Source organism: Massilia sp. IC2-477, assembly GCF_020707265.1.
Taxonomy (GTDB): domain Bacteria; phylum Pseudomonadota; class Gammaproteobacteria; order Burkholderiales; family Burkholderiaceae_D; genus Telluria.
The window spans coordinates 312783-325972 of record NZ_JAJFEQ010000005.1; the positions used below are offsets into that span (position 1 = coordinate 312783).

At 64.2% G+C, this 13190-nt stretch carries 15 protein-coding genes, 1 tRNA gene and 1 riboswitch; of the genes, 10 read left to right on the top strand and 6 right to left on the bottom strand.

The genetic code is table 11. The annotated features are described in order from the left end of the window. Positions 1 to 7: 7 nt before the first annotated feature. The 4 genes from LK542_RS12650 to glyA all read right to left on the bottom strand — a co-directional run bounded on the left by LK542_RS12650 (position 8) and on the right by glyA (position 3300). Entirely contained in the window at positions 8 to 943 is a 936-nt protein-coding gene (locus tag LK542_RS12650) for a PilW family protein (RefSeq protein WP_227812173.1), read from the bottom strand. After that, positions 940 to 1458 (bottom strand): type IV pilus modification protein PilV, encoded by a 519-nt coding sequence (gene pilV, locus LK542_RS12655; RefSeq protein WP_227812174.1) that lies wholly within the window; start codon positions 1456 to 1458, stop codon positions 940 to 942. The genes LK542_RS12650 and pilV overlap by 4 nt, the downstream gene beginning before the upstream one ends. Before the next feature lie 88 nt (positions 1459 to 1546). Further along, on the bottom strand, positions 1547 to 2005 hold the full coding sequence (gene nrdR, locus LK542_RS12660) for a transcriptional regulator NrdR (RefSeq protein WP_036245133.1): 459 nt from the start codon (positions 2003 to 2005) through the stop codon (positions 1547 to 1549). A 47-nt stretch (positions 2006 to 2052) separates the two neighbouring features. Next, entirely contained in the window at positions 2053 to 3300 is a 1248-nt protein-coding gene (gene glyA / locus LK542_RS12665; protein WP_227800681.1) for a serine hydroxymethyltransferase, read from the bottom strand. 99 nt (positions 3301 to 3399) lie between these two features. Then, positions 3400 to 3516: riboswitch (ZMP/ZTP riboswitch) on the bottom strand. A 135-nt stretch (positions 3517 to 3651) separates the two neighbouring features. Here glyA and LK542_RS12670 point away from each other — a divergent pair. From LK542_RS12670 to LK542_RS12710, 9 genes are all read left to right on the top strand, one after another. Further along, a complete protein-coding gene (locus LK542_RS12670) occupies positions 3652 to 4398 on the top strand; it encodes an SDR family oxidoreductase (RefSeq protein ID WP_227800680.1) in 747 nt (248 codons plus the stop codon). A 227-nt stretch (positions 4399 to 4625) separates the two neighbouring features. Then, positions 4626 to 5030 carry a tol-pal system-associated acyl-CoA thioesterase gene (gene ybgC / locus LK542_RS12675; protein ID WP_227812175.1) on the top strand — a complete coding sequence of 135 codons (405 nt, stop codon included), beginning with the start codon at positions 4626 to 4628 and terminating at the stop codon, positions 5028 to 5030. Positions 5031 to 5057: 27 nt separating this feature from the next. Beyond that, positions 5058 to 5741 carry a protein TolQ gene (gene tolQ, locus LK542_RS12680; RefSeq protein WP_159695738.1) on the top strand — a complete coding sequence of 228 codons (684 nt, stop codon included), beginning with the start codon at positions 5058 to 5060 and terminating at the stop codon, positions 5739 to 5741. 15 nt (positions 5742 to 5756) lie between these two features. Continuing rightward, positions 5757 to 6188 (top strand): biopolymer transporter ExbD, encoded by a 432-nt coding sequence (locus LK542_RS12685; protein ID WP_227800678.1) that lies wholly within the window; start codon positions 5757 to 5759, stop codon positions 6186 to 6188. A 76-nt stretch (positions 6189 to 6264) separates the two neighbouring features. Next, positions 6265 to 7110 carry a cell envelope integrity protein TolA gene (gene tolA, locus LK542_RS12690; RefSeq protein WP_307728967.1) on the top strand — a complete coding sequence of 282 codons (846 nt, stop codon included), beginning with the start codon at positions 6265 to 6267 and terminating at the stop codon, positions 7108 to 7110. Between the two features lie 20 nt (positions 7111 to 7130). Then, positions 7131 to 8396, top strand: coding sequence for a Tol-Pal system beta propeller repeat protein TolB (tolB, locus tag LK542_RS12695; RefSeq protein ID WP_227812177.1), 1266 nt, complete (start codon positions 7131 to 7133; stop codon positions 8394 to 8396). A 36-nt stretch (positions 8397 to 8432) separates the two neighbouring features. After that, positions 8433 to 8954, top strand: a complete 522-nt coding sequence (pal, locus tag LK542_RS12700; protein WP_227800675.1) for a peptidoglycan-associated lipoprotein Pal — start codon at positions 8433 to 8435, stop codon at positions 8952 to 8954. Positions 8955 to 9058: 104 nt separating this feature from the next. Continuing rightward, complete coding sequence (ybgF, locus tag LK542_RS12705) at positions 9059 to 9814, top strand: tol-pal system protein YbgF (RefSeq protein ID WP_227812178.1); 756 nt, start codon at positions 9059 to 9061, stop codon at positions 9812 to 9814. Between the two features lie 70 nt (positions 9815 to 9884). Next, positions 9885 to 9960 (top strand) — tRNA-Lys (locus LK542_RS12710). Positions 9961 to 10001: 41 nt separating this feature from the next. Here the strand turns inward: LK542_RS12710 and LK542_RS12715 are convergent. Continuing rightward, complete coding sequence (locus LK542_RS12715; protein WP_227800673.1) at positions 10002 to 10424, bottom strand: hypothetical protein; 423 nt, start codon at positions 10422 to 10424, stop codon at positions 10002 to 10004. A 611-nt stretch (positions 10425 to 11035) separates the two neighbouring features. Between LK542_RS12715 and LK542_RS12720 the strand changes: the two genes are divergently transcribed. Then, positions 11036 to 11212 (top strand): hypothetical protein, encoded by a 177-nt coding sequence (locus LK542_RS12720; RefSeq protein WP_227800672.1) that lies wholly within the window; start codon positions 11036 to 11038, stop codon positions 11210 to 11212. A 143-nt stretch (positions 11213 to 11355) separates the two neighbouring features. Here LK542_RS12720 and LK542_RS12725 read toward each other — a convergent pair whose 3' ends face one another. Next, positions 11356 to 13065, bottom strand: a complete 1710-nt coding sequence (locus LK542_RS12725) for a methyl-accepting chemotaxis protein (protein ID WP_227812179.1) — start codon at positions 13063 to 13065, stop codon at positions 11356 to 11358. Between the last annotated feature and the right edge of the window lie 125 nt (positions 13066 to 13190).

Here is a 13190-nt window from a genome sequence, read left to right on the forward strand (position 1 = left end):
GCCGCTCTCACCTGGCGCGCGCCGGCAGCGCGACCGTGGTGCCGAACACCTTGCGGTAGCGCGCCGCGTGGCCGGCGGACAGCGCCGCCTCCAGCAGGTGGGTGCCGGCATCCTCGCCGCCCGCCAGTTCGCCGTAGGCAGGGCTGAACAGGTCGTAGACGGCGTCGGACGCGGTCTCCAGCGGGCTGGCCGCTCCCTGCAGCAGCAGCGCCACGCGCACGCTCGCCACCTGCTTCCAGTGGGTGCGCCGGCGTCGTTCCACGTCGCGTTCGGCCTGGGTGACGCCGGCCAGGACCAGGCTGGCGTCGAGTTCCTCCAGCGCCCTGGCGTTGACGTAGCGCTCGGGTGTCCCGTCGGCGTCCGTATCGAGTCCGTACAGCACCTGGAAGCTGTCGACCTTGCCCACCACGGCATCGGCCGACCAGGCGCTCGCGCCGCGGTACTTGCAGCGCAGCTCCGCTTCTCCCTGCGCGTTGCGGGCGACGTAGAAGATGCTCCAGCCTTCCTGGTCGCGGTGCACGCTAATACCGGCGCAGTCGAGCGTGGTGCCGTCGCCGTTCGGCGCCGCGCCCGTTCCCGGGAAGCGCACCGCCAGCACGTCGCTGCCGTTGACCGCATCCGGCAGCGCATTGTCGAGGGCGAAGCCGGTCTTGCTCAGGCTGTGCGCATCCAGGCCCGCCAGGCTGGCGGGCGCGCTCGGGTCCGGCCCCGTGTTGTGGCCTTCCCAGTCGGCCGCGGCGGACTGCCGTATTGCGCGTGCGATCGCTTCCAGCGCGTAGCGGCCGGCGTCGTCCATGGCGGCCGTCTCGACCTGCGCGGCAAAGGCGCGGTTGGCCCAGATGAACAGGCTGGCCGCTGCCAGCAGCACGCCCAGGCCAATCGTCATGGCCACCAGCAGCTCGGCCAGCGACATGCCGCGCTGGCGCAGCGTACGCGGCTTCACTGCAGCACCCGCACGAAGCCGGGCGCGTCCCCGGTGCCCTGCCAACCCAGTTTCACCACCGGCAGCGCACCGGCACTGGCGTCGCAGCTCCAGCGCCAGCGGCCGTGCGCGCTGTCCCAGGGAGACGCATCGCGGCAGACTTCGATGCGCCCGCGCGGGAACTGCGCATGCAGGGCCTGGCGGATTTCGTGCAGGTCGAACTCGGCCAGCTGGGCCGGGGTGCAACTGCTGGCGCCGAAACAGCTGGCGCCGGGCGCGGGCAGGCCATCCCCTGCATCATAGGCAAAATCGAGATAGGGATTGGCGTCGTCCGGCAGGCCGGATACGGCGGGATTGAGCTGCATGCGTGCGGCCAGCGAGGCCGCCAGCTGGGCCGCATCGGACAGCAGCGCCGACTGCTGGCGCGTACGTTCCGCGGTCAGCTGGGTAGCGCCGGCGCCGACGATGCCGACCGCCAGCACGAACAAGGCGACCAGCACCTCGACCAGGGTAAAGCCACGACTCTGCACCCGCACGACCGGCTCCCGTAAAAACGATGAGCTGCGAAGTTATCAGGCGTGCATGGGCCAGCCATGAGCTGGCGCAATCGTGCCGGAGAGGGGTTTACTTGCGCGGCTGGCCGACTTCGGCGATCGCTTCCTGGAACTCGGCCAGGTCTTCGAAATTCTTGTAGACCGAGGCGAAGCGGATATAGGCGATCTTGTCGAGGCGCTTGAGTTCCTGCATCACCAGCTCGCCCACGTAGCCGGTGTCGACCTCGCGGCGGCCGCTGGTCAGGAGCTTTTCTTCGATCGTGGCGACGGCAGTGTCGATCGCCTCGGCGGCCACGGGACGCTTGCGCAGGGCCAGCATCAGGCTGCCGCGCAGCTTGTTGGACGAGAACTCGGTGCGGCTGCCGTTCTTCTTGACGATGATCGGCATCGACAGTTCGATGCGTTCGTAGGTGGTGAAGCGCTTGTCGCACTTCGCGCAGCGCCGGCGCCGGCGAATGGCATCCCCTTCCTCGGACACGCGGGTGTCGAGGACCTGGGTATCTTCATGCTGGCAGAAGGGACATTTCATGGCGCCGTGCTGAGAATGGGGCCGCTAGCCTGCGGCCCCGGGGTTGCTTACTTCGCGTAGACCGGATACTTGTCGGTCAGCTTCTTGACTTCACCCTTGACGCGCTCGATGGTCGCGGCGTCGTGCGGGTTGTCCAGCACGTCGGCGATCAGGTGGCCGACCTTGACCGCGTCTTCTTCCTTGAAGCCGCGGGTGGTGAAGGCCGGGCTGCCGAGGCGGATGCCCGAGGTGACGAAAGGCTTCTGCGGGTCGTTCGGAATGCCGTTCTTGTTGCAGGTCATGTGTGCCTGGCCGAGGATCGCTTCTGCTTCCTTGCCGGTGAGACCTTTCGAACGCAGGTCGACCAGCATCACGTGCGATTCGGTACGGCCCGACACGATGCGCAGGCCGCGCTCGGTCAGGGTGTTGGCCAGGGCGCTGGCGTTCTTGACCACCTGCTTCTGGTATTCCTTGAACTCCGGCGACAACGCCTCCTTGAAGGCGACGGCCTTGCCCGCGATCACGTGCATCAGCGGACCACCCTGGATGCCCGGGAAGATCGCGGAATTGATCTGCTTTTCGTACTCGGCCTTCATCAGGATGATGCCGCCGCGCGGGCCGCGCAGCGACTTGTGGGTGGTCGAGGTGACGAAGTCGGCGTGCGGCACCGGGTTCGGATATTCGCCGGCGGCGATCAGGCCGGCGTAGTGGGCCATGTCGACCATGAAGTAGGCGCCGACTTCCTTGGCGATGCGGGCGAAGCGCTCGAAGTCGATGCGCAGGGCAAAGGCGGAGGCGCCGGCGATGATCATCTTCGGCTTGTGCTCGCGCGCCAGAGCTTCCATGGCGTCGTAGTCGATGTCTTCCTGCTCGGTCAGGCCGTAGGAGACGACGTTGAACCACTTGCCCGACATGTTCAGGGCCATGCCGTGGGTCAGGTGGCCGCCTTCGGCCAGCGACATGCCCATGATGGTGTCGCCCGGCTTGAGCATGGCGAAGAACACGCCCTGGTTGGCCTGCGAACCCGAGTTCGGCTGCACGTTGGCGGCTTCAGCGCCGAACAGTTGCTTCAGGCGGTCGATCGCCAGCTGCTCGGCGACGTCGACGTATTCGCAGCCGCCGTAGTAGCGCTTGCCCGGATAGCCTTCGGCATACTTGTTGGTCAGCTGCGAGCCCTGCGCTTCCATCACGGCCGGCGAGGTGTAGTTCTCCGAAGCGATCAGTTCGATGTGGTCTTGCTGGCGAACGTTTTCCTTCTGGATGGCATCCCACAGTTCCGGGTCGATATTGGCAAGCGTATGATCTTTGGCAAACATGTAAAACTCCAATCGAGAGAAATACCAGGCAACGGGCAGCGCGTCATGCGGCGGGACCGACAGGCGCACAGGCAGCCCGCAGTACGTCACGTACCAGTTGATGGCTGCCCAGGCGAACGGCGAGTGGCATCTCACGTTCCCCGGTGGGTGTCCACCTTTTGCCGTGCGCATCGCAAACTCCAGGCGCACGGTGTTTCGCCAGTTACGTGAGACGTAAACTGAGAAGATTGTATGTGATCCAAGGCGCTTAGGGCAAGGAAACTGCTGTCTTCTTAACAAGCTTGCGGGTCCCAGCGGACTTGTGGCCATTTCGGCTACAATTTTCCATTCCTCCGCCCTTCGAGAGCAACCATGATCGTCTTTATTACCGGCGCGTCGGCCGGCTTCGGCGCCGCGATGGCGCGTGTTTTTGTCCGCAACGGCCACCGCGCCATCCTGGCGGCGCGCCGCACCGAGCGCATCGAAGAGCTGGCGCGCGAACTGGGCGATGCCGCCCTCCCCATCACGCTGGACGTCACCAGCCGCGCCTCCATCGAGGCCGCGCTCGCCGGGCTCCCGGAAGGCTGGCGCGACATCGACGTGCTCATCAACAATGCCGGCCTGGCCCTGAACACCAAACCGGCGCACGAAGTGCCGCTGGAAGACTGGGACACCATGATCGCCACCAACTGCCAGGGCCTGGTGACCATGACCCGCGCCGTGCTGCCCGCCATGGTGGCGCGCGCCAGCGGCCTGGTGATCAACCTCGGCTCAGTGGCTGGCCACTACCCCTACCCGGGCGGCAATGTGTATGGCGCGACCAAGGCCTTCGTGGAGCAGTTCACCCTCAACCTGCGCGCCGACCTGGTCGGCACCGGCGTTCGCGCCACCAACCTGGCGCCGGGCCTGTGCGGCGGCACCGAATTCTCGAACGTGCGCTTCAAGGGCGACGACGCGGCCGCGGCCAAGGTCTACGAGGGCACCGTGCCCCTCACCGCCGAGGACATCGCGAATACCGCCTACTGGATCGCAACTCTGCCGCCGCATGTGAACGTCAACAGCATCGAGCTGATGCCGACCTGCCAGGGCTTTTCGCCGTTCACCATCAAGCGCAGCTGAAGCCACCCTCTGCGCATATTGCAGGCATGTAACGAGCGCTCGGCAGTTGTGAGAAAGTGTTACAGTAATTGGTCTTTCGGCCATGTTTCACGTCTACTACTGCCGCACTGTAGCTGCCTTTACCGAGAGGCACGCCCGTCTTTTCCTCTCCCATATGTACGCAAGCGTACATAAGGAGGGGAAAAATCGCGTAAAATGTTTCCTATTTACACTTAATGGCAGGGGAAATGCCTTCAGCATTTGACTGGACAGTCAGGGTCTACTACGAAGATACCGACGCCGGTGGCATCGTGTTTTACGCTAACTACCTGAAGTTCTTCGAACGGGCGCGCACCGAATGGCTGCGCGCGGCCGGCGTCGGCCAGCAGGAATTGCTGGAGACCGACCGTGCTGCCTTTGTCGTCAAGAGCGTTTCCCTGGACTACCACCAGCCTGCCCGCCTCGACGACGTGCTGACCATCCGCACCACGGTCGAGAAGCTGGGGCGCGCGTCGGTCCAGTTCGCCCAGGAAGCGTGGAAAGGCGAGCTGCTGCTGACCAGCGCCAGCGTCAAGGTTGGCTGCGTTGACCTCGCCACCATGCGTCCGCGTTCGCTGCCCGAGCATGCTGCTGATAAAATGCGCGCCGCATAAAGATAAACAGACAACAGAACCCAACCGATGACCGCGACCCAAGACCTTTCGTTTATTACGCTGATCGCCAACGCACACTTCCTGGTGCAGCTGATCATGGCCCTGTTGCTGATCCTGTCGGTCGTGAGCTGGACCTACATCTTCCGCAAGGTGTTCGCGCTGCGTTCCGCACGTAGCCAGACCGAGCAGTTCGAACGCAGCTTCTGGGCCGGCGGCAACCTGCATACCCTGCACCAGAGCGCCAGCAGCCAGCGCGACCAGAGCGGCCCGCTGGCCCGCATTTTTGAGGCCGGCATGGGCGAATTCATCAAGGGCAAGCAGGCTGCGCGCGACGCCATGGACATGGGTCCGGTGCTCGACGGCGCCCGCCGCGCCATGCGCGCCGCCTTCCAGCGCGAACTCGACGCCCTCGACATCCACCTGAACTTCCTGGCTTCGGTCGGTTCGGTCTCCCCCTACATCGGCCTGCTCGGCACCGTGTGGGGCATCATGAACGCCTTCCGCGGCCTGGCCAACGTGCAGCAGGCTACCCTGGCCGTGGTCGCACCCGGCATCGCCGAAGCCCTGATCGCCACCGCGATCGGCCTGTTCGCGGCGATCCCGGCCGTGGTGGCGTACAACCGCTTCACCCACGACATCGACCGCCTGGCCATCCGCTTCGAGAGCTTCGTCGAAGAGTTCTCGAACATCCTGCAGCGCCAGTCGCGCTGATCGGGGAGAACCGGAATGGCCTTCAACAGCAGCCTGCGCAGCGGACGCAAACGGGCGTTCAAGTCCGAGATCAACGTCGTGCCCTACATCGACGTGATGCTGGTGCTGCTCATCATCTTCATGGCGGTGCCAGCCAACGAGGCGCCGAGCGTGGTCAACCTGCCGAGCGCCGAGAAATCGGCACTGCCGCCGGACACCTATATCCGCGTCTCCGTGCAGCCGGAAAACCGCCTGTCGATCGGCGTCGGCGGCAAGCAGAAGCTCGCCATGGAAGACGTGGCCGACCGCACCGCCCTGATGGCGCGCCTGCGCGCCCTGCACGAAGAGAACCCGGACTATCCGGTCTTGATAGAAGGCGACCGCGACAGCAAATACGAGGATGTGATCACCTTGATCTCGGACGCGAAGAAGATGGGCATCAACCGGGTGGGACTTGCCACCAAGTGATATGTCTGCAATGAAGCCAGCCACCGCCGGCGCACCTTACACCGTGCCGCCAGAACCGAGCCGCCTGCCCGCCTTCATGCTGGCAGTGGCCGTGCACGCCGTGCTGCTGGGCTTCCTCTGGTTCGGCATCAGCTGGCAGAGCACCGAGCCGGTCGAGGTCCAGGCCGAAGTCTGGGACATGTCGGTCCAGGACGCCGCCGCGCCGGAACTGCCTCCCCCTCCTCCGCCGAAAGCCGAGCCGGAACCCGAACCTGTCCCGCCACCGCGCCCGGTCGAACCGCCGCCGGTGGAACGCCCTGCCCCGACCCCGCCGGACATTAACCTGCAGCGCGAGAAAGAGCGCAAGGAACAGGCGAAACGCGACGAGGCCGAAAAGAAGGAGCGCGAGCGCAAGGAAGAAGAGCGCAAGGAACTCGCCGAGAAGAAAAAGAAAGAAGAAGCCGAGAAGAAAGAGCTCGCCAAGAAGGAAGAAGAGAAGAAGAAGGCCGACAAGCTCGCCGCCGAAAAAACGGCGAAGGAAAAGGCTGCCAAGGAGAAAGCCGAGGCCGCCAAGCTGGACAAGATGCGCCAGGACGAAATCAAGCGCATGGCTGGCGCGATGGGCACGTCCGGAACGGCCGAGAAATCAACGGCACCGAAGGTCGATTCGGGCTACGTCGCCGCCATCCGTGCCAAGATCAAAAGCAACACCGCCTACGGCGGCAGCACGACGATGCCTGGCAACCCGAAGGCTGTTTTCCGAGTCGAGCAGTTGCCGACCGGGGAAATCATGTCGGTACGCCTCGTGAAAAGCAGCGGTGTGCCTGAGTTCGACAACGCAGTGGAGAATGGCATCAAGAAGTCCGAGCCGCTCCCGGCGAAGAAAGATGGAACGAGGGAACGTTCCCTCGAAGTGAACTTCTCGATGAAAGACTACGACTGATTCGCTTTAATAGACAGACTATGAAAAAACTCCACTACCTGCTGTTTAGCGCCACCCTGCTGATGGGAACGGCCACGCAAGCCCAGATCAAGGTCGAGATCGCCGGTGTCGGCAGCAACCAGATCCCAGTCGCGGTTGCCGCCTTTGCCGACGAATCGATCGCCCCCGCGCAAGTCTCGGCCATCATCCGCGCCGACCTCGAGCGCAGCGGCGTGTTCAAGGTGATCGACGCTGGCCAGGTGATCAGCGACAGCGCCAGCGTCGACCTGGCCGCCTTCAAGGCCAAGGGCGCCGACGCCCTGGTGGTCGGCAGCGTCACCAAACAGCCGGACGGCCGCTTCGCGGTCCGCTACAAGCTGCACGACACCGTCAAGGGTGCGCAGATCTCGCAGCTGGGCGGCGAAGTCCAGCCGAAGTACACCCGCCTGCAGGCGCACCGCATCGCCGACGACGTCTATGAAAAGCTGACCGGCGTGCGCGGCATCTTCTCGACCCGCATCGCCTACGTCAAGGAAGACCGCGGCGCGCGCAACTACACCCTGGCCGTGGCCGACGCCGACGGCGAGAACGAAGTCATTGCCGCGCGCGGCCGCGAGCCGATCATCTCGCCGGCCTGGGCGCCGGACGGCACCAAGGTGGCCTACGTCTCGATGGAAGACCGCAAGCCCGTGGTCTACCTGCAAGACCTGATGACCGGCCGCCGCAACGTGATCTCCAACGTCAAGGGCAACAACTCGGCCCCGTCGTGGTCGCCGGACGGCCGTACCTTGGCCGTGGCACTGTCGAAGGACGGCAATACCGAGGTCTACACCGTCAACTCGGACGGCACCGGCCACCGCCGCCTGACCAACAGCGCGTCGATCGACACCGAGCCGCAATTCTCGGCCGACGGCCAGACCATCTACTTCACCAGCGACCGCAGCGGCGGCCCGCAGATCTACAAGATGAGCGTCAACGGCGGCACACCGACCCGCGTCACGTTCAACGGCAATTACAATATCAGCCCGCGCGTGTCTGCCGACGGCAAGACACTGGCCTGGATTTCCCAGCGCAACGGCGGTTTTTCCCTTTACGCGATGGACCTGGCCAGCGGCCAGGAACTGCGCCTGGCCGATGGGGCCACCGAACCGAGTTTTTCGCCTAACGGCAAGTACATCATGTATGCGACCAAGGGCGGCGGGCGTGTTGCGCTCGCCGTGGTCTCGGTGGATGGACGGGTCAAGCAGCGCTTAACCACCAATGCGGGAAACATTCGGGAGCCCAGCTGGGGTCCCTTCATGAAGTAAACAGCAGTAAAACTTTATTAGACAAGGAGAAAAACCATGCGCAACTTCCAGAAAGTAGCCCTCATCGCTTCCGCTCTCGTGCTGACCGCCTGCTCGTCCTCGCCCAAGCTCAACGAAACCCCGGTGGTCGAGAAGACCCCAACCCCGCCGGCAGCCCAGCCTGACGCGCGCGACATCCGTCCAGTCGAAACCGGCAGCGTCGATCCGCTGAATGATCCGAAAGGCCCGCTGGCCAACCGCAGCGTCTACTTCGACTACGACAGCTTCGTCGTGCGCGAAGACGGCAAGCCGGTCGTCGCCAACCACTCGGGCTTCCTGACCAAGAACGCCGGCCGCAAGGTTCTGATCCAGGGTAACACCGACGAACGCGGCGGCACCGAGTACAACCTGGCCCTGGGCCAGAAGCGTGCCGAAGCCGTGCGCCGCGCCATGGGCGCCCTGGGCGTGTCGGACAACCAGATGGAAGCCGTGTCGCTGGGCGAAGAAAAGCCGAAGGCCACCGGCAGCGACGAAGCTGCATGGGCTGAAAACCGTCGCGCCGACATCGTCTATCAGTAATCACTCCGATAACTGATCAGATACGGCTGATTGACAGCGGGGCGGATGGCAGTGCAGACTGCATCCGCCCCGTTTTTACTCTGCAACCGGAAAGATTGACTGCCATGATGAAACTGTCCCCGTCCCGACTTGCCTGCCTCTTCCTGGCAGCCTGGATGCCGTTGCAGGCGCAAGCCGGCCTGCTCAGCGACGATGAAGCGCGCAAGGCCATCCTCGATCTGCGCGCCAAGGTCGATAACATCGCCCGCGACCTGAACGCCCGCATCGAGACCAAGTCGGACAAGACTTCCCAGCTCGACCTGCTGAACCAGCACGAGCAGACCATGCAGGAGATTTCCCGCCTGCGCGGCCAGATCGAAGTGCTGGCCAACCAGATCGCCCGCGCCCAGGAAAACCAGAAGCAGCTGTACGCCGACCTCGACGCCCGCATCAAGAAGGTCGAACCGCAGCAGGAAACCGTCGACGGCCAGACCGCATCGGTGCTGCCGGCCGAAAAGACCGCCTACGATAACGCCACCGCCCTGTTCCAGAGCGGCGACTACAAAGGCGCCACCGCTGCCCTGCAGGATTTCGTGCGCCGCTTCCCGGATTCGGCCTACGCCGCCAACGCGCAGTACTGGCTGGGCAACGCCTATTTCGCCCAGGGCGACTACAAGAAGGCCATCGCCGCCCAGGAAGTGCTGACCACGAGCTATTCGACCAGCCCCAAGGTGCCGGACGCGATGCTGAACATCGGCAGCAGCTATGCCCTGCTGAAGGACAGCAAGAACGCCAAGAAGGCGCTGCAGCAGCTGGTATCGAAGTACCCCGACTCGAGCGCCGCCCGGACCGCCAAGGATCGCCTGGCTTCGCTGAAGTGATCGCAGGCCGCGCCGCTGCCCCAGGGCATTTGACAGCGAGCGCGGCGCATCCTATAATCTCGCTTCTTTCGGGTCGTTAGCTCAGTTGGTAGAGCAGCGGACTTTTAATCCGTTGGTCGCTGGTTCGAGCCCAGCACGGCCTACCAGAATCAGCAGAAACGCCAGCCTCCGGGCTGGCGTTTTTGTTTCAGCGCTGTGCCAGCGTCGCCCGCACCTCGATGACCTGTGCCACGCGCGAATTCGGCACATAGCGCATCAGCATATCGTCGCCGCTCTCGCCGCGATTGAAATCCATCGTCACATTGCCGTCGCGCGACACGTAGCGGTCCGGGCTGAGCGCAATCAGGTGCATGGGCGGCTGGCGATCGATGCGCGCCATGATGCCGCCGGCGGCCGAGTCGACCTTCAGGCGCCAGCCGTTCGACAGCGCATACACGCCGCGCACCGCATCGAGGTGTTCCTGGTAGAGCCGCACCGAGCGCGGCGGCGCCGTCACCTGCACGCTCGAGATCGACGAAGGCGCAGTGGCGGGATAGGACGAGGTCTGTGCGGCGGCATCGGCGACCAGGAGCAACAGCGATGCCCCGATGGCCAGGGTCAGGGGACGCATGGCATTCTCCTTCGCAAGGGATGGCACCCTGACGGCGTCAGGGTGGACAGCTTCAGTCTAGGGCAGCGTCCGTTACCCGCAAGGCCTCATCGCGTGACATGACAAAACGGTCTCGATTCACCACAAGGCAGATCCAGACGAAATGATACAAAAATAGCAATATGCATGGCGTTTTTGTATCGTATTCGAAGGCGGGCAGGCGTTGAGTGTTGGTTTCGCCCTACTCCCTACCACAATTGCTTGACATATGTGGAGTGCGGCAGGATATTGTTGTTTTGCAGCAATTGATTGAAGTCGTAAGCAATTGTGTGCGCCCTTGTTTTCGTTACCCCTGCATGTAGAATAAACAACATTCGTGCAGCTTACCGACTGGGATTCTTGAGACCGGATTTATTATTGAGCGCTGGCTGGCAAGCCTTTTGGACTGCCAGCGCATCGCCCTTTGTCGATCCGGTCCGGCCGCTCCGGTGCCACTTGTCTGAGCCGGCGAGCGCGGGCATCGCGATATCGCCGAACCGAAGCTGCCATGCATCAGCGCGCCTCCGGGCGCTTTCCACTATCGAACCGCCAGTCTCCGGTGGAGACGGCAAACAAAGGACCAAGGAACCGACATGAATACCGAGCATTCGCATCCGAACATCCACGCTGCGACCATCGACCGCAGCAACCCGAGTGCACCGAAGCGCACCTTTGCCAAGGGCATCGTGTCGAGCCGCCTGCGCCAGCGCATCAGCGTCGCCGTCGGCCTCTGCGTCGGCCTGGCCGCACTCGTCATCGCCTTCGAATAAGCACCTCCTCCGCCAGTCCCTGCACGGCGTCCCGCGCCGGCAGCGCTGCGCGCATCAACAAACAGCGGGCATCGCTGCCCGCTGCTTTCAAGTCGTACCGCTAGCTGGCGGCCGTGTTGGCCGCCCTTCCCTTACGCTGCCCGTCAGAACTCTTCCCAGCCTTCGGTCGCTTCCTCGGCCTTGGCCTTGGCCGGCCTGGCCGGCTTGCGCTCGGGCTTGACGGCCGCCGGTTTCGCTGCGATCCGTGCCGGCGCTTTTACAGGCCGCGCAGGCGCCGCGGCGCGCACCGGAGCGGCTGGCGCCGCCTGGACGCCGAGCTTGAACACGCCGACCGCCTGGGCCAGCGCCGCCGCTTCTTCCTGCATCGACTGCGCCGCGGCCGAGGCCTGCTCGACCAGTGCGGCGTTCTGCTGCGTCACCTGGTCCATCTGGGTGACTGCGCTGTTGATCTGCTCGATGCCTGCGGTCTGCTCCTGGCTGGCGGCCGTGATCTCGGCCATGATGTCGGTCACGCGGCCGACGCTCTGGACAATCTCCGTCATCGTTGCACCGGCCTGGTCGACCAACTCGGAACCGTGGTGCACCTTCTGGACCGAATCGTCGATCAGGGCCTTGATTTCCTTGGCCGCCGCCGCGCTGCGCTGGGCCAGGTTGCGCACCTCGCCCGCCACCACCGCGAAGCCGCGGCCCTGCTCGCCTGCGCGGGCCGCTTCCACGGCCGCGTTCAGCGCCAGGATATTGGTCTGGAAAGCGATGCCGTCGATGACCGAGATGATGTCGACGATGCGGGTTGCCGAGCTATTGATGGCGCCCATGGTCTGCACCACCTGCTCGACCACTTCGCCGCCCTTGCCCGCCACCTGCTGGGCCGAAGCTGCCAGGACATTGGCTTGGCGCGCGTTGTCGGCGTTCTGGCGAACGGTCGAGGTCAGTTCTTCCATCGAGGAGGCGGTCTCTTCCAGCGAACCGGCCTGCTGCTCGGTGCGGCTCGAGAGGTCGAGGTTGCCTGCCGCGATCTGGCCGGACGCGGTGGCAATGGTGTCGGTGCCGCCGCGCACGCGGGTGACAATCTGCACCAGCGCTTCGTTCATGTCCTTCAGGGCCTGCAACAGGCGCCCGGTCTCGTCCTTCGAGTTGACCTCGATTTTCTGGCTCAGGTCACCCGCCGCGACCGCGGCGGCGACCTGCACGGCCTGCTCGATCGGGCGCACGATGGCGCGTACCAGCATCCAGCCGACCACGGCGGCCATCACGAGGCCGAAGGCCAGGCCTGCCAGGCACACCAGGCGCACCATTTCATATTTTTGCTGGGAACGTGCGTATTCCTCTTTTGCCACGCGCTGCTGCAGCTCAATCAGCTGGCCGCCAATCGTGCGCACCGGCTCGAAGCCGCTCGCCATTGCACCGGCAGTCAGCTGACCGGCCTGCACCAGGTCGCCGGCGCGGATCGCGGCGATCGCGGGCTGCAGCCCCTGCGCCAGGAAGGCCTTGCGAGCGTCCACGAATTTCGCAGCCAGCGCGGCCTCCACGTCCGTCAGTTCCGTCTGTTCATACGCCTTCCAGCTGGCGCTCACGGTAGCGATGTTGGCATCGACTTCGGACATCAGGGCGCTGCGCGCGCCGGCGTCTTCCAGGTGCGCCGCCTTCGTGACGAGCAGCTGGTTGGTCGTGATCAGTTGCATGACGCGGCCGAGCTGGCCGAGCGGGACGACACGATTGTCGTGCATGCCCTTCATTTCGGCATTGGCGATGCCCAGGTTGTAGATACCGATGACCGCACCTGCAACCAGTTCGGCGGCCAGGAAGGCGATGACGAAGATCAGGCGAGACTTGATGCTGAGATGTTTAAACATGGGAAATCCGATGAATAGTGTTGGCAGCAAAGACGTCAGTACGTATTGAATTATAGAAACAAAACCCCGCTGGACCTGGGAACCGGACAGTCAATCCCGCGTTTTCCAGAGCGACCGTCGCCCGC

Coding starts and splice junctions, on each gene's coding strand:
- LK542_RS12715 (WP_227800673.1), bottom strand. CDS start 10,424: ATGCGTCCCCTGACCCTGGCCATCGGGGCATCGCTGTTGCTCCTGGTC.
- tolA (WP_307728967.1), top strand. CDS start 6,265: ATGCTGGCAGTGGCCGTGCACGCCGTGCTGCTGGGCTTCCTCTGGTTC.
- LK542_RS12720 (WP_227800672.1), top strand. CDS start 11,036: ATGAATACCGAGCATTCGCATCCGAACATCCACGCTGCGACCATCGAC.
- ybgC (WP_227812175.1), top strand. CDS start 4,626: ATGCCTTCAGCATTTGACTGGACAGTCAGGGTCTACTACGAAGATACC.
- ybgF (WP_227812178.1), top strand. CDS start 9,059: ATGATGAAACTGTCCCCGTCCCGACTTGCCTGCCTCTTCCTGGCAGCC.
- pal (WP_227800675.1), top strand. CDS start 8,433: ATGCGCAACTTCCAGAAAGTAGCCCTCATCGCTTCCGCTCTCGTGCTG.
- LK542_RS12725 (WP_227812179.1), bottom strand. CDS start 13,065: ATGTTTAAACATCTCAGCATCAAGTCTCGCCTGATCTTCGTCATCGCC.
- nrdR (WP_036245133.1), bottom strand. CDS start 2,005: ATGAAATGTCCCTTCTGCCAGCATGAAGATACCCAGGTCCTCGACACC.
- LK542_RS12685 (WP_227800678.1), top strand. CDS start 5,757: ATGGCCTTCAACAGCAGCCTGCGCAGCGGACGCAAACGGGCGTTCAAG.
- tolB (WP_227812177.1), top strand. CDS start 7,131: ATGAAAAAACTCCACTACCTGCTGTTTAGCGCCACCCTGCTGATGGGA.
- LK542_RS12670 (WP_227800680.1), top strand. CDS start 3,652: ATGATCGTCTTTATTACCGGCGCGTCGGCCGGCTTCGGCGCCGCGATG.
- glyA (WP_227800681.1), bottom strand. CDS start 3,300: ATGTTTGCCAAAGATCATACGCTTGCCAATATCGACCCGGAACTGTGG.
- tolQ (WP_159695738.1), top strand. CDS start 5,058: ATGACCGCGACCCAAGACCTTTCGTTTATTACGCTGATCGCCAACGCA.